11 protein-coding genes and 2 pseudogenes are annotated in these 16,907 nt (G+C 67.8%); 5 read left to right on the top strand and 8 right to left on the bottom strand.

What is annotated here, in order from left to right; all coding sequences use genetic code 11:
* Nucleotides 1-2 precede the first annotated feature (2 nt).
* From ACQPWU_RS48330 to ACQPWU_RS48350, 5 genes are read right to left on the bottom strand one after another with little or no spacing between them, the layout of a single operon-like run.
* A complete protein-coding gene (locus ACQPWU_RS48330) occupies nt 3-1,445 on the bottom strand; it encodes a cellulase family glycosylhydrolase (protein ID WP_433433006.1) in 1,443 nt (480 codons plus the stop codon).
* A complete protein-coding gene (locus ACQPWU_RS48335; protein ID WP_433433007.1) occupies nt 1,442-2,293 on the bottom strand; it encodes an ABC transporter ATP-binding protein in 852 nt (283 codons plus the stop codon). The genes ACQPWU_RS48330 and ACQPWU_RS48335 overlap by 4 nt, the downstream gene beginning before the upstream one ends.
* Nucleotides 2,290-4,014, bottom strand: a complete 1,725-nt coding sequence (locus tag ACQPWU_RS48340; RefSeq protein WP_433433009.1) for a dipeptide/oligopeptide/nickel ABC transporter permease/ATP-binding protein — start codon at nt 4,012-4,014, stop codon at nt 2,290-2,292. The genes ACQPWU_RS48335 and ACQPWU_RS48340 overlap by 4 nt, the downstream gene beginning before the upstream one ends.
* Nucleotides 4,011-5,003 (bottom strand): ABC transporter permease, encoded by a 993-nt coding sequence (locus ACQPWU_RS48345; protein WP_433433011.1) that lies wholly within the window; start codon nt 5,001-5,003, stop codon nt 4,011-4,013. Before ACQPWU_RS48345 ends, ACQPWU_RS48340 begins: the two co-directional genes overlap by 4 nt.
* Nucleotides 5,004-5,014: 11 nt before the next feature.
* Nucleotides 5,015-6,580: an ABC transporter substrate-binding protein gene (locus ACQPWU_RS48350; RefSeq protein ID WP_433433012.1), complete on the bottom strand. Its 1,566-nt coding sequence runs from the start codon at nt 6,578-6,580 to the stop codon at nt 5,015-5,017.
* Between the two features lie 259 nt (nt 6,581-6,839).
* Here ACQPWU_RS48350 and ACQPWU_RS48355 point away from each other — a divergent pair, with 259 nt between their 5' ends.
* The 3 genes from ACQPWU_RS48355 to ACQPWU_RS48365 are packed head-to-tail and all read left to right on the top strand — an operon-like array spanning nt 6,840 to nt 11,312.
* A complete protein-coding gene (locus tag ACQPWU_RS48355) occupies nt 6,840-8,003 on the top strand; it encodes an ROK family protein (protein ID WP_433433014.1) in 1,164 nt (387 codons plus the stop codon).
* A gap of 31 nt (nt 8,004-8,034) precedes the next feature.
* The gene (locus ACQPWU_RS48360) at nt 8,035-10,473 is read left to right on the top strand and encodes a glycoside hydrolase family 2 protein (protein WP_433433016.1); all 2,439 of its coding nucleotides are present in this window, start codon (nt 8,035-8,037) and stop codon (nt 10,471-10,473) included.
* Nucleotides 10,470-11,312: a LacI family DNA-binding transcriptional regulator gene (locus ACQPWU_RS48365; RefSeq protein ID WP_433433017.1), complete on the top strand. Its 843-nt coding sequence runs from the start codon at nt 10,470-10,472 to the stop codon at nt 11,310-11,312. Before ACQPWU_RS48360 ends, ACQPWU_RS48365 begins: the two co-directional genes overlap by 4 nt.
* Here the strand turns inward: ACQPWU_RS48365 and ACQPWU_RS48370 are convergent.
* Nucleotides 11,299-12,453, bottom strand: coding sequence for an ROK family protein (locus ACQPWU_RS48370; RefSeq protein ID WP_433445478.1), 1,155 nt, complete (start codon nt 12,451-12,453; stop codon nt 11,299-11,301). The genes ACQPWU_RS48365 and ACQPWU_RS48370 overlap by 14 nt on opposite strands.
* Nucleotides 12,454-13,083: 630 nt before the next feature.
* Nucleotides 13,084-13,368, bottom strand: a pseudogene (locus ACQPWU_RS48375) (transposase); the annotation flags it as partial.
* A 926-nt stretch (nt 13,369-14,294) separates the two neighbouring features.
* On the opposite strand from ACQPWU_RS48375, the gene ACQPWU_RS48380 reads away from it, so the two are divergent.
* On the top strand, nt 14,295-15,812 hold the full coding sequence (locus tag ACQPWU_RS48380) for a non-reducing end alpha-L-arabinofuranosidase family hydrolase (RefSeq protein ID WP_433445479.1): 1,518 nt from the start codon (nt 14,295-14,297) through the stop codon (nt 15,810-15,812).
* Here the strand turns inward: ACQPWU_RS48380 and ACQPWU_RS48385 are convergent.
* Nucleotides 15,764-16,027 carry a hypothetical protein gene (locus tag ACQPWU_RS48385; protein ID WP_433433019.1) on the bottom strand — a complete coding sequence of 88 codons (264 nt, stop codon included), beginning with the start codon at nt 16,025-16,027 and terminating at the stop codon, nt 15,764-15,766. The two genes, ACQPWU_RS48380 and ACQPWU_RS48385, sit on opposite strands and share 49 nt — an antisense overlap.
* 444 nt (nt 16,028-16,471) lie before the next feature.
* Between ACQPWU_RS48385 and ACQPWU_RS48390 the strand changes: the two are divergent.
* Nucleotides 16,472-16,732 (top strand): annotated as a pseudogene (locus tag ACQPWU_RS48390) (integrase core domain-containing protein); the annotation flags it as partial.
* Nucleotides 16,733-16,907: the final 175 nt, after the last annotated feature.

Consider the following 16,907-nt stretch of genomic DNA (forward strand, 5'->3'; position numbering starts at 1 on the left):
GATCAGGCGTAGGGATCCTGGGTCAGCAGGTGCGCCTTGTACCCCTCGCCGATTCCCGGCTCAGGCGTTCCGTTCCAGTCCTTGATGAGCACACCTCCTTGGGTGCAGCCCCACGGGTTCCACGTCCAGGCGAGGTACGACAGGCCGTGCGTGTCGGCCCACTTGGTGAGCGCGTCGACGTAGTCGTAGCCGCAGTTGTCCGCGCCCATCTCGCCGATCACCACGGGCACCTGCGCCGCGAGCGGGGCTATCTCCGTGTTCCAGCAGTCGACGGCGGCACACCGGTTGAAGCTGTAGGAGTGCCAGGAGGCGACCAGGTTGCCGGTGGGGTCGTGCGGCTTGTACTGCGTCCACTCGCGAAGGTCGTTGGTCCACTCGAGCCCGCCGACCATGACGATGTTCGTGGCTCCGGTCGATCGGACGGCGTCGAGCATGCTCTGCATGCCCGCGACCTCATAGCTGAAGCCGGCGCAGGTGCCTCCGTCGCGCAGGCACCGCCAGCCCGCCTCTCTGTCGACGGTGCCGAATTCCGGCCACGGCTCGTTGAACAGGTCGAAGACCACCGCGTTGTTGCCCTTGAAGGCGTTGGCCACGCCGGTCCAGAACCGCGGGGCGTTGCGAGCGGACGGGATCGGCTTCTGGCAGGTCGCGGTCACGTCCTTGCACGCCCAGTCGACGCCGGTGAACTCTCCCCAGGTCCAGTGGAGGTCGAGGATGGGCGTGATGCCGTTGGCGACCAGGAGGTTCACGTAGTCCTTGACCTGCTGCTGGTATGCGGCGCCGCTGGGCGAACCGTTGGTGCCGAGCCAGCACTCCTCGTTCAGCGGGATGCGGAGGGCGTGGATGTTCCAGGTCTTCATCGCGTTGACGGAGGTCTGGTCGACCGGCCCGCCGTCCCACATCCCCTTGCCCTGCACGCAGGCGAACTCGCCGCTCGAGCGGTCCACGCCCAGCAGCCGGTAGGGCTTGCCCTGCGCAGTAACGATCTTGTTGCCCTGGACGTGAAGCTGCGGAGCCGGCGTCTTGGGCGGGTCGATGATGGTGCCGTCGCACTTCACCCCGTTGACGGAGATCGAGGCGGGCACGGGATTGGCATCGCTCCACGAACCGTTGAAGCCGAGGCCCACCGAGCCCTTGGTCGCAACCTCGCTGTTCCAGCTCAGGCTCTTGGCGGTGACGTGAGTGCCGGACTGGGACCAGTCGGCACTCCAGCCCTGATTGACGCGCTGGCCGGCGGCGGGGAAGTCGAACTCCAGAGTCCACGTTGTCAGGCGGTCACCCAGGTTGGTGAAGGAGACTTCGGCTCCGAATCCACTTCCCCATTGGCCGGTGACGGTGTACTTGGCCGTGCAGCCGGTGGCGGCGGTCGCCGCCGGGCCGGTGACGAGCCCGGCGACGGTGAGGGCGGCAGTCGCCACCACGGATAAGATCGTGCGAACTTTCATCGGGGGGTGTCCTCTCTGTGGTCGTACGGCGGTGCGGAGCCGGCGGCGGCCACGTCCGCCGGGTCGAAATCGAAGGTGCGGCCACGCGCGTCCGGGTCGGGTGAGGCGGCGGCCAGCAACTTGGTGTAAGGGTGGCGCGGATCGAGGATCACCTCATCGGCCGGCCCCCGCTCCACGACCCGCCCTCGGTAGAGCACGAGGATGTCGTCGGCGAAGTGCCGCGCGGTAGCCAGGTCATGGGTGATGTAGAGGATGGCGAGATCCTCCTCCTGCTGCAGCCGGGCCAGCAGGTTGAGCACGTCGAGCCGGATGGAGACGTCCAGCATGGACACCGGCTCGTCGGCCACGATCACCTTCGCGCCGGGTGCGAGGGCGCGGGCGATGGCCACCCGCTGGCGTTGCCCGCCGGAAAGCTCGTGGGGGCGGCGCTGCGCCAGCTCCTCCGCCGGCAGGTTGACGCGCTCCAGCAACCGCGCGACCTCCTGCCGGGTCTCGGCCCGTGTCCGCGCCCGGCCGTGCAGTCTCAGCGGCCGGGCCAGGTGGTGTTCGACGGTGTGGAAGGGGTTGAGCGAGGCGAAGGGGTCCTGGAACACCATCTGCACGTGGTCGCGGTAGTCGCCACTGCCTGCGCCGTTCAGGACGACCGTGCCGGACGTGGGTCGCTCCAGGCGGGCGATGATCCTGGCGACCGTGGATTTGCCCGAGCCCGACTCGCCGACGAGTGCGGTGGTGCGGCCGGGTGTGAGTGTGAAGGAGACATGGTCCACCGCCCGCAGCCGCGTACGGCGCATGCCGTCGCCGCGCACGCGGTAGTCCTTGACCAGGTCCGCTACCTCGAGAGTGGTCACCGGGCACCTCCCGATCGCACGAAGGCGCCGCGGTCGCCGGTGAGGCTGGGGAAGGAGCCGAGCAGGCGCCGGGTGTAGGGGTGGCGTGGCTGCTTGCGGATCTCCTCGGCGCTCGCGCACTCGACGATCTCGCCGTGCAGCATGATCGCGATTCTGTCGCTCACCTCCAGGAGGAGGGGGAGGTCGTGCGTGATGAACACGACCGCGAAGCACAGCTCGTCCCGCAAGCGCAGGATCTCCTTGAGGATGCCGCGCTGGACAACGACGTCGAGGGCGCTCGTCGGCTCGTCCATGATCATGATCTGGGGTTCGAGGAGGAGCGCCATGCCGATCATGACCCGTTGCCGCATGCCTCCGGAGAGCTCGTGCGGGTAGGAGCGCAGCCGCCCAGGGTCCACCCTGACCAGCTCCAGCGCCGTGGCGCAGCGGGCCCGGCGCTCGGCCGCCGACAGTCGGGGCAGGTGGGTGGTGAGCACGTCCTCCAGCTGGGCGCCGACGGTCATGACGGGGTTGAGCGAGTCCATCGCCCCCTGGAACACCATGGAGAGCTTCGCCCATCTGAAGGTACGCAGCTCGTGCGGCGGCAAGGCGAGGACGTCGACGGCTGTGCCGGCGCGGTCGTGGAAGGCGACCGTGCCGGAGGTGATCTCCGCCGGCGGCCGGTGGAGACGGCTGATCGCATAAGCGAGGGTGGTCTTGCCGCTGCCCGACTCGCCCGCCAGGCCCAGGATCTCGCCTCGCCGTACCGTCAGCGAGATGTCCTTGACGGCCTGCACGGGCCGTTCGCCCCGGTAGGTCACCGACAGGTTGGCCACGGTGAGAACGGCGTCGTCGGCGGCCTGGTCGACACGCCCCGCCTCCTGGTGGCGCGTATCCACCAGGCGGGCGGCCGGAATCCGGAGCTTCGGGTTGATGATCTCGTCGATGCTGAAGTTGATCAGCGCCAGGCCGCAACCGAGCAGGGCGATGATGATGCCGGGCGGCGCGAACCACCACCACGCGCCGAGTTGCAGCGCGAAGCCGTTCTGCGCGTAGTAGAGCATGGTCCCGAGCGTGGCGGAGTTGGATGCGCCCAGGCCGAGGAAGGACAGGCCGGCTTCGCTGAGAATCGCGGCGATGACCGCGAACACGAACTGGGAGGCCAGCAGGGGCAGGAGGTTCGGGAGGATCTCCACGCCGATGATGCGCCACGGCCGCTCCTTGGCCACGCGGGCGGCCAGGACGTACTCCCTGTTGCGCAACGACAGCGTCTGCGCGCGGAGCACCCGAGCCGAGCCGGCCCAGCTGGTGATCGCGAGCACCAGCGCGATCGTCCACCAGCCGCGTTGCTCCGCCGGGACGAAAGCGGAGATCACGATCACCAGCGGGAGTCCGGGGATCACCAGCATCACGTTGGACAGCAGCGAGAAGGCCTCGTCCACCAGACCACCGGCGTAGGCGCCGACGATGCCGAAGAGCGCCGACAGCAGTGTGGCCATGACGCCCACGAGCGCGCCGATGACGAGTGAGCCCCGGGTGGCGTAGGTGATCTGGGACAGCACGTCCTGGCCGGTCTGGGTGGTGCCCACCAGGTGCTCCCCGCCCGGCGGCGTCAGCCCCATGTCGTTGATCGCGTCCGGGTCGCCGGCGAGGAGCGGTCCGACCACGCCGATGGCGGCGATGACCCCGATCAGGATCAGTCCGATCACGAATTTCGGGTCCCGCCGGCTGATTGCCGTCATGTGGCCGCCCCCGCTCGCGTCCGCGGATCGACGATGCTGTAGAGCAGGTCGACCACCAGGTTGGCGCCGAGGACGGCGACCGTGATGACCAGGAAGATGCCCTGCATGAGCGCGTAGTCGTTGTTCTCCACAGCCTGCAGGAGCTTGGAGCCGATGCCCGGATAGGAGAAGACCTGCTCGGTGACGACCGAGCCGGCCACCACGAACCCCAGCGAGATGGCGAATCCGGCGATGGAGGGCAGTGCCGCGTTGCGGGTCGCGTACCAGACCATGATGCGCCGGTTGCGCAGTCCTTTGGCGACAGCCGTACGGACGTAGTCCTCCGCCATCGTCGAGACCATCATGTTGCGCATGCCCAGCAGCCAGCCGCCGATCGAGGAGATCACGATCGTCGCGGCGGGGAGGATGCCGTAGTACACGGCCGAGGCGAGGAACTCGCCGCTCCAGCCGGGGGTGAGGTTGACGTCGTAACCACCCAGCAGCGGGAACCAGCCGAACGCGGAGGAGAAGACGGCGACCAGGACGAGGGCCAGCCAGAAGTACGGCACGGCCGACAGCACCGTGGTCGCGGGCACCAGCGAGTCCAGCCAGGTGCCCCGGCGCCAGCCCACCAGCGCTCCCAGCGCGGTGCCGGTCAGCACTGACAGCACGGTCGCCAGGCCGACCAGGACGACGGTCCAGGGCAGCGATGCGGCGATGACCTCGGAAACGGGAGCCGGGAAGGAGCTCACGGATATGCCGAAGTCGCCGCGGGCCATGTTCCCCAGGTAGAGCAGGTACTGGGTGAACAGCGGCTCGCCGGTGTCGGTGCCGAGCATCAGCTCGTAAGCGCGGCGCGCGGCGGGGTCGACTCCACCGCGCTGCTGCGCCTTGGCCAGCAGGATGGTGACCGGGTCACCGGGCATCATGCGGGGGATGAGGAAGTTCAGGGTCACCGCCGTCCAGAGGGCGACCAGGTAGAAGGCGATCTTGCGCAGGTAGTACAGCATCGGTCACGCGCTCATTTCCCGGTGGGCTTGAGCCGTCGGTAGATCTCCGAGTTGTCCGGCGACTGCCAGGCGGCCGGGAAGGCGTAGAGGTCTTCCTTGGTCGGCCAGCCGGTGAACTTGGTGGCGTTGTAGACGCTGATCGTGCCCTGGGTGAGCAGCGGGATGTACGGCATGGCCTGTTCGATGCGGGTCTGGATGGTGTCGAACTGCGGCTGCCGCGCGGCGGTGTCCTTCGGGTCGATCTTCTTGAGCGCGGCGATGGCGGCGTCGACCTGGGGATCGGTGAAGCGGCTGACGTTCGTGCCGGCCTGCTTGCCGACCTTCTCGGTGGTGTCGGAGCCGTAGAAGTAGCTGTAGACGTAGAACGGGTCGGCGGCCGGGCCCTGGAAGAGGGAGTCGATGATCAGCTGGTAGTCGCCGCGCCCGCGGGCGTCGGACCATTCGTTGAAGGACAGCTGCTGCGCGGTCACCTTGATGCCGGCCTTCTTGAGCTGCTGGGAAAGCGCGTTGACCGCGGTGATGTAGTCGGTCCAGCCGGAGACGGTCTTGAGGGTCAGCTGCAAGGGCTTGCCGTCCTTGGCGTAGATGCCGTCGGCCCCCTTGGCGTAACCGGCGCCCTCCAGGATCTGCTGGGCCCTGGCCTCGTCGGGCTGCATCGGCGCGACCTTGTTCTGCAGCCGGCCGGAGATGAACGCCTGGTCTCGTTCCAGCAGGGCAAGGCTGGGCGAGATCTCGCTGGAGGTGTTCTCGAAGGCCAGCGCGTTGAGCTGGGTCCGGTTGACGGCGTAGTAGATCGCCTGGCGCACGGCGGGGTCGGTCTGCGGTCCCTTGCAACCGAGGTCCGGGTTGCTGCAGGTGTCCAGCACCATTTGGTTCACCGGAGTGATGATGACCTTGTAGCCGGGGTAGGCCTGCTCGGCGTTCTTGACATTCGGCACGGGCCCGGTCTGCCAGTCGATCTGGCCGGCCCTGATCGCCGCTGCTCCTGCCTGGTTGCCTGACAGCGACAGGACGCGGACGCGCTTGATCGCGGGTTCCCCGCCCCAATGGCTCGGGTTGGCCTTCAGCGTGTATGCCTGCGGCTTGACGTCGTCCTCAAGGTAGGGCCCGGTGGCGACGGGGTTGCGCATCTGGGCGGTCGTGGGGTCGGCCACGGACTTCCACACATGCTCAGGCACGATGTAGATGCGGCCGAGAAGCTGCGGACCGTCCACGAACGACGGCTCGTCGAACTTGACCGATACGTGGGTGTCGTCCACCGCGATCGCATTGCCGCGGTAGCCGGTGGTGTTCAACGCCTTGTTCTTGGCGAGCAGGTCGAGCGTGAAGACCACGTCCCTGGCGGTGAACGGCTGGCCGTCGGACCATTTCACGCCTTGGCGGAGCGTGATCGACAGTTGCGTGCCGTCGGCGTTCCACGAGAACTTCTGGCCCAGCCGTGGCTGGGGGGGATCGGCCCGAGCGGTGTTGTAGAAGAAGAGGGGCTCGTAGATCGGCCCGGTCGACGGGCTGCCCGGGCTGAAGGGATTGAAGTTGACCTGCATGTCGCCGGTGGCGCCCGTGTAGATCACGAGCATCGGCGGTGCCCCCGTGGCCACCGGTGCCCCGGTCGATCCTCGCGGTGAGCTGCCGGACGAGGAACATCCGGTGATGGCTAAGGCCAACGCGGCCAGCCCGGCCCCGGTTCTCATGGTTAGTGCATTCCTCACCGACATCACGCGGAGTCCTCTCGAGCGGTGATGTAATTGTCGGCGCGCCGGTTCCGATTGTTAACTCAGCAACTTAAGTAAGTCAACAGCGCCTGTACCCTCGCAGTGTCGAGCGGATGGAGGGCCCATGAACGCAGCAGCCAGGACCAAGCCGCATGCGAGCAGCAAGGCTGTGGTCCTGGACGCCATCCGAGCCGCGGGGACGATCAGCCGGGCCGGCCTGGTCGGGGCCACCGGGTTCACCGGCCCGACGATCACTGCCGTGGTCCGCAAGCTCATCGAGGAGGGCCTGGTCGTCGAGTCCGGCCGCGCGGAATCCACGGGTGGCAAGCGGCGGATCCTGCTGCGACTAGATCACTCGGCCAGGTACGCGGTTGGCGTGCACCTCGATCACGGCGGCATGGTCTACGTCCTGACGGATCTCGCCGGCGCCGTCGTCACCCGGATGGCCAAGCCGGGAGTGGGTGTGGAAGAGCCACGCGCCGCAGTGGAGGCCATGGCACGGGAGATCTCCGGGCTGATCGACAGCGCCGGTGTGGAGCGCCATCGCGTGCTGGGAGTCGGGGTGGTCTTCGCGGATGCGGGATTCCCCCTCTCCGAGTCGCTCGAGCAGGCGACCGGTCTGCCCGTGGTGCTCGACAACGACGCCACGGCCGCGGCCCTGGGCGAGCACTGGGCCGGCGGATTCGGGGGTGCTTCCGCCGCCGCCGCGCTCTATCTGGGCACCAGGATCAGCGCGGGCCTGGTGATCAACGGCATCACCTATCGCGGTCCCGGCAGGAAGGCGGGCGACCTCGCGCATGTCTGTGTCCAAGCGGACGGTCCGAGGTGCCGGTGCGGTGCCCGAGGCTGCCTCGATGTGCTGGCCGGTCCCGCCGCGGTCGTCGCGGCGGCCCGTGCGGACCTGCTCGTCCCCATGCGCCGCTCGCGAGAGCCTTCGGTGGCGGCGGACTTCGCCGCCCTCAGTCGCTCGGCGCGCAGGGGCGAGCCGAGGGCGCTGGCCTTGCTGGAACGCTCCGCCCGCTACATCGCGGCGGCGGCCAGGACGCTCTCCGCGATCATGGATCTCCAGGTGCTCGTGCTGACGGGCCCTGGATTCTCCATCGCGGGTTCGGTCTATCTCCCGGTGATAGAGAAGGAACTGTCGCCCGCGGTGGACGTGCGGCTCTCGCGGCTGGCCGCCACGGCCTCGGCTGTGGGCGCGGCGGCGCTGGTGCTCGAGTCGGAGCTGGTACCTCTCAGCCTGGGGGCCCGGTTGCCCGAGAATCTGAGCTCGGAGGCGATCCATTGACTTTCTTTAATTCACTACGTAAGAAAGGTGCGTGACTTTAGTTGAGGGCTGGCGGCTGCGCGCCGTGGACGGGCCGGTGCCGGAGTCCATCGCAGGCCGGGAGGTGGACGCCCGCGTACCGGGCAGCACACACCTCGATCTGCTCGAAGCGGGACTGATCCCGGATCCCTATCTCGACCGGAACGAAACGCTCCTCTCCTGGATGCATCACACCGACTGGTGTTACTCCACCACCTTCCAGTCGACATCCGCCCGCCCGGGCGAGCGGGTGGACCTCGTCTTCGACGGGATCGACACGGTGGCGAGCGTCCACTTCAACGGCGAACTCCTCGGACATACCGCCAACATGCACCGCGGCTTCCGCTTCGACGTGGCCGGCCTCGTGCGTGACGGCCCGAACGAGCTGGTGGTCAACCTCCGCTCGGCGCTGCGCCACGCCGAGGAACTGGAGGCGAGACTGGGCCGACGCCAGCGCGCATACGCCCACCCCTACAACGCGATCCGCAAGATGGCCTGCTCGTTCGGCTGGGATTGGGGCCCCGATCTGCAGACGGCGGGCATCTGGAAGCCGGTGCGCCTGGAACGCTGGGACAGCGCCCGTCTGGCGCAGGTACGCCCGCTGGTGACGGTGGACGAGGATGGCACCGGACGCGTCGAGGTCCACGTGCGGCTCGATCGAGCCAGAGACGACGCCTACACCGTGGTGGCCAGGGTGGGCGGCCACGAAGCCCGGACCACCGCGTCCGGGGAATCGGCCGTGCTGACCGTGCTCGTGCCTCAGGCCCGGCTGTGGTGGCCGGTCGGCCACGGCGATCAGCCACTGTACGAGCTGACCGTCACCCTGCTGGACCGCGACAACCCGGCGGACGAGGTACGGCGGCGCGTCGGGTTCCGCACGATCACCGTGCACACCGAACCGGACGAGGTCGGCACGCCGTTCACCTTCGTCGTCAACGGCAAGCCGATCTTCGCCAAGGGCGCCAACTGGATCCCCGACGACCATTTCCTCACCCGCATCACCCGCGAGCGGATCGCCCAGCGCGTCGACCAGGCCGTCGGCGCGCACATGAACATGCTGCGGGTCTGGGGCGGCGGCATCTACGAGAGTGACGACTTCTATGACGTCTGCGACGAACGCGGCATCCTGGTCTGGCAGGACTTCCCCTTCGCCTGCGCCTTCTACGCCGAGGAAGAGCCGCTGTGGAGCGAGGTCGAGGCCGAGGCGCGCGAGAACGTCGCACGACTGACCAGCCACCCTTCACTCGCGCTGTGGTGCGGCAACAACGAGAACCTGGTGGCGTACACCGACTGGCCCGGCTGGCGTGACAGCCTGGAGGGCCGCACCTGGGGGCAGGCCTACTACACCGAACTGCTGCCCGGGATCGTGGCCGAGCTGGATCCCACCCGGGCGTACGCGCCCGGCAGCCCGTTCAGCCCCGGCACCCTGCCGCCCAACGATTCCGACCACGGCACCCGGCACGAGTGGGCGGTGTGGAACGTCGTGGACTACGTCCATTACCGCGACCACATTCCCCGCTTCTGCGCTGAGTTCGGGTTCCAGGGCCCGCCGGCCTCGGCCACGATGGCCCGCTGGATCCACGACGAGCCGCTGACGCCGGCTTCCCCGGTGTTCCTGCAGCACCAGAAGGCCGTCAACGGCGACCACAACCTCGATCGGGGGCTGCGCCCGCACCTGCCCGTCCCCGGCACGTTCGCCGACTGGCACTGGGCGACGCAGCTCAACCAGGCAAGAGCGGTGGCGCTGGGTGTCGAGCACTTCCGCTCCTGGTGGCCCCGGACGGCCGGTGCGCTGGTGTGGCAGCTCAACGACTGCTGGCCGGCCATCTCGTGGTCCGCGGTGGACTACGAGGGGCGGGCCAAGCCGCTCTACTTCGCCCTCAGGCACGCCTTCGCGCCCCGCCTGCTGACCCTCCAGCCCAGAGACGGTCGCTGGGTCCTGGTCGCCGTCAATGACCATGACGAGCCATGGCGGACCGTGGCGACTGCATCCCGCCAGACGTTCGACGGCGAGGAACTGGCCGGACGGCAGCTGGAGCTCGCCGTACCGCCTCGATCGGTCGCGCCGGTCGAGCTGCCGGGTGAGCTCCTGAAGCCGGATGACCAGACCAGGGAGGTGCTCACGATCGTGACAGGCGAGGGCACGCGTCTGTGCCATCTGTTCGCCGAGGACCGCGATGTCGCCTACGATCCGCGGCCGTTGACCGGCACTGTTCAGCCTGTCGACGGCGGCTACCGTGTCGAGGTGCGAGCCACCTCCTTCGCACGTGACGTCGCCCTGCTGGCAGACAGGGTGATACCCGACGCCGTGGTCGACGAGATGCTGGTGTCGTTACCGGCGGGGGCGTCGCAAGTCTTCCTCGTGCGCACGCGTTCGGTGCTGGAGTGGCCGGATCAACTGGCCGCCCCAGAGGTGCTGACCAGCGCCAACGGGTTGAGTGCGGTGACATGAGCATCGCCGACGCGGTTGGCCTCGTCCTGGCAAGACCTTCCCGGCTCCTGGGCGCCGAGCCGTTCTTCATGGAGTTCATCGCGGGCATCGAAGAGCGGCTCGCAGAACACGACCGGTCCGTGCTGCTGCACGTCGTGACCACACACGAACAGGAAGTGGCGGCATACCGGCGATGGGCCGCCCACCGCACCGTCGACGCAGTCGTGCTGGTGAACAGGGCCGTTCACGACACCAGGCCTGCCGCCCTGCGGGAGCTGGGCATACCCGTCGTGGTGGCGGGCGAACCGGCCGGTGACGCCCCCACCGTGCGGACCAACGACGAGGGCGCGGTTCACCAAGCCGTCTCCCATCTGCATGATCTCGGTCATCGCCGGATCGCACGGATCAGCGGTCCGAACACCCTGCTCCACACCCGGACCCGCACCAGGGCACTGCTCCAGACCGCGGGTGCGGCAGGTATCGAAGCGATCGTCGAGGAGGGGGACTATTCGGAGGAGTCGGGCGCCAAGCTGACGGAGATGTTGCTGAACCGGCCGGATCCTCCCACAGCGATTGTCTACGACAACGACCTGATGGCGGTCGCGGGGCTCAACGCCGCAAAAGAGCTGGGTGTCCGGGTGCCTCACGAGCTCAGCCTGATGGCCTGGGACGACTCCAGCCTGTGCCGGCTCACCTCGCCCGCGCTCACCGCCATGAGTCTGGACGTCCACCTCTTCGGGCAGATGGTGGCGGATTCGACGCTGGATCTCATCGCAGGAGCACCTGTGGCGGATCGATGGTGCCCGACTGCCACCCTCGTCACCCGGGAGACCAGCGCGCCCGCCCTCATCGCGAGGTGAAGAGCCTCTGGAGGCTCACGGCAGCGGCGCCGCGTGCCCATTCCTCGAACGGCAACGGCCGGATGACCAGCGGACACTTTCCAGCGGCGCCGAATGCCTGCGCGGTGAAGGTCTCCCTGATGTGTTCCTCGAACAGGTCGTACGCGGCCAGCCCCTCGCCGGTGACGACGACCTTCTCCGGGCCGACCAGGTTCACCATTGCCGCGAGACCTCGCCCGATCGCTCGCCCGGCGATCGCGAAGACCTCCCGTACAGCCGGATGCCCGGCATGGGCCAGATCAACGGCTCCGGGAAGATCGAGCCCCATGTCGCGGGTCACCGCCCGCGCCTGCGTGACGATCGCCGGTTCGGAGGCGATCGCCTCCAGGCAGCCCCGCCCCCCGCAATAGCAGGCCGGTCCGGAGGCTGAGACCGGGATATGCCCGATCTCGCCTGCGACACCGTAGCCACCCGTGACCAGGGCGCCGTTGATCACCAGGCCGCAGCCGATGCCAACCCCTACGGTCATGACGGCGAACGTGGTCGTGCCGACCCCCTCGCCAAACCACTGCTCGGCCACGGCGAGGGCATTGACGTCGTTCTCGACCGTCACCGTCAACCCGGTGGCAGTGGCGGCGAGGTCGGCAAGCGGTACGTCCTGCCACCCCATGAAGGGGCTGTAGCGAACCAGGCCGCTCGCCTGGTCCACGTCGCCGGCGACCGAGATGCCCAGGCAGTGTGTCTGCTCGCCTCCACCGGCCAGATCGGTCACGACCTGCGCAACGGCCTCCACCACGGCGGGCACATCCTTGGTCGCGAGGGGCAGGTGCCTCGCGCTCCGAACCTGAGCGCGAAGGTCGGTGAGCACCACGATCAGCTCGGTCTCAGTGATCTTCACACCGACGAAGTGCTCCCGGTCGGCCCGGACGGCCAAGGGCGCGACCGGACGCCCCAGACGGGCGCCGGTGCGGCCATCGCTCGGGAGTTCGTCCAAGTATCCGGCCTCCAGGATGGGTCTGGCGACCTGGGTGACCGCTGCGGACGAAAGTCCGGTGATTTTCGCGATATCTCTTCGGGAGATCGGCCCGTGGGTAAGAACCGTGGTGAAGACCGCGGTCGCGGCGGGCGTGGCAGTCACCGGATGTAGGCGCATATGAGTCATAAGGCTATCCCTGCTAGCCCGGCTTTGCCGTATCAAGCCGGGCGAGCCACATGGCAGGCGTCCGTTGTCCCGCTCTCTCGCGATCGCCACGCGCTCGGCGGGCTGATGGTCGAAGCATTGATGGTTCGCGCTGGGTCAGGCACGGCCCACTCGAGCCGACCGACACCGTTCGAAGACGGCTTGCGTCTACAAGCGGAATGGCGTGTATTACTTGGTATTCGCCGCCAAATGGCGTCCCGTGTTTATCGCCTGCTCGACGCCCCCGAGCCTCACCGGGCCATGGGCTCTACCTGACAACGATCACGCCCACGCAGTGCAGCAGCTTCGCCGATCGCCGGGCATCCTCGCATCTGGATGAGTTGTGCAAGATCGCTGGTGTGCCCGCGTGGGCACACCACGTCTAATGGACCCCCGATCAACGCTGCACAACAGAATCAAACCTCGTCGCCTTGAGCAGCCAGCTGAGCAAACCTGCAGCTGTGGGACTGCTGGGGCGGCGCCAACCAGCAGTGGAGCCTGATTCCGTGACGACAGCTCGGGGCCAGGCACTGCGCCTGGCCTCGAGCCCGGCTTCCACCAGGCCTTAGACCACGTCTCACGTGGCGAGTTTGGCGAGTCGTTTGAAGCAGGTTAGTGCTGCGGCGAGGTGGCGAAGGCGCAGTAGTTGTCGGCGTGGCGGTCGTAGCGGATGGTCAGGCGGCGGTAGCCGGTCAGCCAGGAGATCGTGCGTTCCACGACCCATCGGTGTCGGCCGAGCCAGTCGGAGGAGTCGATGCCCTTGTGGGCGATCCGCGGGGTGGTGCCGCGGTCGCGTAACCAGCGGCGCAGGTGGTCGATGTCGTAGGCCTTGTCGGCGTGCAGCTTGGCAGGGCGGAAGCGGCGCGGGCCTCGCCGTGGGCGGATGCGCGGAATCGCCCGGAACATCGGCTTGAGGGCCTGGCCTGTCGTGCGGCGGACGCGGCGTGAACCTCGGAATCAACGGCTGCGCCATCACGCGCACCGCACGTAGCCACAGCCCGCGGACGCGAGGGGCGGTGACAGCAGCAGGTGGTCTCGAGGATCTGGGCGTTCCCCTGGTAGACGTAGGTGTAGCGCTCGGCGTCCGGCAGGGTGGCGGGCAGGTCGGTCAGGCCCGCGATGTCGGTTGGGGCTTCGGATCGGGTAGTGGATCCGGTCGGGCGGTCAGGTAGAGTGCGGCGAGCAATGCATCTCGCCGTGCCTGCGGCGGAGGTGGCCCGTAATCGGCGGGGCGACCTGGCCGGACGCCAGGTCTTCCCCTAGCGCGGAGTCAGGTTCAGTGGCCCGAATCCGGCCGTGCGCGGCGCCCGCTGCAGCACCGTCAGCGCGCTGGCCGACGCGGCACGCCCACCCCGCCGCACCGGCTGGCTGATCACAGTCTCGACGGGACTGCCGGTTGCCCGGGGGGACCGCGACGCGATCGACGTCCGGAGGAGCTGGCGAAGCACACCCAATTGAGACCGGGAAGTGTCGAGGAGCGCAATTCGGTTCGCTCGGTCTTATTTGGAACGAACATCCGCTCGGTACGGGAGGACCGGAGTTCGTCAACGGTTACCTCTTGAATGTCCCTGAATAATCTGGCAACGTCACGAGCGACAGGTGGTCACCCTTCCCCTCCATGGTGTAAGCCGCTTTGCGGTACGAATGTTAGCGCTAACATCACCCTTGACAAGAAGCTTCCATGACGTTCCCACGGCGAGTCGGAGCGCAACAACGGCAGCCTCCCGTGGCGACCAAACCCGGAGTGGGGGAACGGGCTCTTCTGCGACGCATAACGCGCCTCGCGCGGGCGCTGACACCGAAGGAGAATCGCCTTGAGTTCGATGGTTTCGGCCGGAGCGGGCGTGTCACCGCCGGCGGTGCGCCGGCATGCGGGTCGCGTTCGACGCAGCCGTTTCAAGTCCGTCCTGATCACCGCGGTCACGGCCGTTTTAGCCGCTGTGTCGGCGGTCGCGCTCACCCCCGGTGCGGCGTCGGCGGCGACCGTCGACACGAACGCCTGGTACGTGCTGGTCAACCGCAACAGCGGCAAGGCGATGGACGTCACGGGTGCCTCCACGGCCGACGGGGCGGTGATCGAGCAGTGGGCGCGCCACGACGGGGCGAACCAGCAGTGGCAGTTCGTGGACTCCGGGGGCGGCTACTACCGGTTGAAGTCGAAGAACTCCGGCAAGGTGCTCGACGTCGACGGCTGGTCGACCGCGGACGGCGCGAAGGTCCAGCAGTGGACGGACAACAACAGCACCAACCAGCAGTTCCGACTCGTGGATTCCGATGGCGGCTATGTCCGGCTGATCAACCGCAACAGCGGCAAGGCCGTGGAAGTGACGGGCCTGTCGACCGCGGACGGGGCGGCCGTCGTGCAGTACGGCGACTGGAACGGCTCGAACCAGCAGTGGCAACTGGTCCGTGTGGGCGGCACCACGCCGGGGACGTGTTCTCTTCCGTCGACGTACCGCTGGTCCTCGACGGGCGCGCTGGCGACGCCGAAGGCGGGCTGGGTTTCGCTCAAGGACTTCACCAACGTCGTCTACAACGGCAAGCACGTGGTCTACGGGTCGACGGTCGACTCGGCTGGGCAGCACTACGGCTCGATGAACTTCGGGCCGTTCACGAACTGGTCGGACATGGCCTCGGCCCCGCAGAACACGATGAATCTTGGCACCGTCGCGCCCACGTTGTTCTACTTCGCCCCGAAGAACATCTGGGTACTCACCTACCAGTGGGGTCCGACCACGTTCAGCTACCGGACCTCAAGCGACCCCACCAACGCGAACGGGTGGTCCGCGCCGCAGGAACTCTTCTCGGGGAACATCCCCGGCGGCGGCGCCCTGGACCAGACGCTGATCGGCGACGGCACGAACATGTACCTGTTCTTCGCCGGTGACAACGGGAACATCTACCGTGCCAGCATGCCGATCGGGAACTTCCCGGGCAGCTTCGGCACGTCCTACACGACGATCATGAGCGACACGACGGCGAACCTGTTCGAGGCGGTCGAGGTCTACAAGGTCAAGGACCAGAACCAGTACCTGATGCTCGTGGAGGCCATCGGCGCGAACGGGCGTTACTTCCGCTCGTTCACGGCAACCAGCCTGAGTGGTTCCTGGACCCCGCAGGCCGCGACCGAGAGCAACCCGTTCGCCGGCAAGGCCAACAGCGGCGCGACGTGGACCAACGACATCAGCCACGGCGACCTGGTGCGCACCAACCCCGACCAGACCAAGACCATCGACCCCTGCAACCTCCAACTCCTCTACCAGGGGCGCGACCCGCGCTCCGACGGCACGGCCTACAACTCCTTGCCCTGGCGGCCGGGCGTGCTGACGCTCCAGCGCTGACCGCCTGACGCGCCAACCCCGCCGGGCCGGCCCCCACCTCGCGGGTGGGGGCCGGCCCGATGGTCTTCGTGCCGCCAGGCGATGGTGATGGTCCCGTGGTTGCTCGTGCTGCCGTTCGGCATCCACACGACGTCCGAACCGACGGTCGCGTTGCCCGCGCCGTCCAGCGCGATGCCGGTGCCGCGGTTGATGATCTCGTAGCGGCCGCCGCCCACACTGCTGAGCCTGTGGGTGCCGAATATTGTGTCACAGGGTTTGATCTGGGGTTTTGCCGTGTTCGATGGTTCGGCTCCGGCAGGATCGCAGGGTGGCTCTGCGGCTGCTGTACTTGATCGTCTTACGAGCATTTGGCTGGATCGCGCTGCTTGCGCGATCACAGGCGTCCAAGGATGCGGAGATCTTGGTGTTGCGGCATCAGCTGGCTGTGCTCCGGCGCCAGGTGGCGGTTCCCCGGCCGTCCTGGGCGGACCGGGCCATCATTTCCGCGCTCGCGCGACTCCTGTCCCGACGCCGTCGATGTCACCTGTTCGTTACCCCGCGGACGCTCTTGCGCTGGCATGCCGACCTGGTGAAGCGACGTTGGACCTACCCTAAGCACGGCCCGGGACGGCCACCGATCCGACCTACCATCCGAGCCCTGGTGCTGCGCCCCGCGCACGCCGCGGGCCAACTGCTACGCCGAGCGATGGGTCCGTACGGTACGGGCCGAGTGCACCGACCGCATGCTGATCTACAACGAACGGCATCTTCGGTCAGTGCTGACCGAGTACGCCGCTCACTATAACGGTCATCGGCCGCACCAGTCCCGCGCGCAGCGACCACCCGATCACGACGAGCGGACCGTCGCGCCGCTGGAAGGCCGGATCGAACGCCGGAGGGTGCTCGGCGGGCTGATCAACGAGTACCACCGAGCCGCGTAGCCACTCCAGAGAACTCCCAGCTCAAGCCTTACGCGATGGATTTTGAAGCGGGACAGGCGCCACACAATGGATTCAGCACCGCGGAGCACGTCGGCATTACGTATAGACGACGGTCCCTGTGCTCGGCACGTGCTCCAAACGCACCGTCACGTGCCCGCAGCTTGAGCCGTGGCAG

Origin of the sequence: Nonomuraea sp. CA-141351, from assembly GCF_050944675.1 — a bacterium.
In the GTDB taxonomy this organism is placed as follows: domain Bacteria; phylum Actinomycetota; class Actinomycetes; order Streptosporangiales; family Streptosporangiaceae; genus Nonomuraea.

Bases quoted from the DNA above. Each gene is read 5' to 3' on its own strand.
- ACQPWU_RS48345 (WP_433433011.1), bottom strand. From the start codon at position 5,003: ATGCTGTACTACCTGCGCAAGATCGCCTTCTACCTGGTCGCCCTCTGG.
- ACQPWU_RS48365 (WP_433433017.1), top strand. From the start codon at position 10,470: ATGAGCATCGCCGACGCGGTTGGCCTCGTCCTGGCAAGACCTTCCCGG.
- ACQPWU_RS48340 (WP_433433009.1), bottom strand. From the start codon at position 4,014: ATGACGGCAATCAGCCGGCGGGACCCGAAATTCGTGATCGGACTGATC.
- ACQPWU_RS48380 (WP_433445479.1), top strand. From the start codon at position 14,295: ATGGTTTCGGCCGGAGCGGGCGTGTCACCGCCGGCGGTGCGCCGGCAT.
- ACQPWU_RS48330 (WP_433433006.1), bottom strand. From the start codon at position 1,445: ATGAAAGTTCGCACGATCTTATCCGTGGTGGCGACTGCCGCCCTCACC.
- ACQPWU_RS48370 (WP_433445478.1), bottom strand. From the start codon at position 12,453: ATGACTCATATGCGCCTACATCCGGTGACTGCCACGCCCGCCGCGACC.
- ACQPWU_RS48355 (WP_433433014.1), top strand. From the start codon at position 6,840: ATGAACGCAGCAGCCAGGACCAAGCCGCATGCGAGCAGCAAGGCTGTG.
- ACQPWU_RS48350 (WP_433433012.1), bottom strand. From the start codon at position 6,580: ATGCTCGTGATCTACACGGGCGCCACCGGCGACATGCAGGTCAACTTC.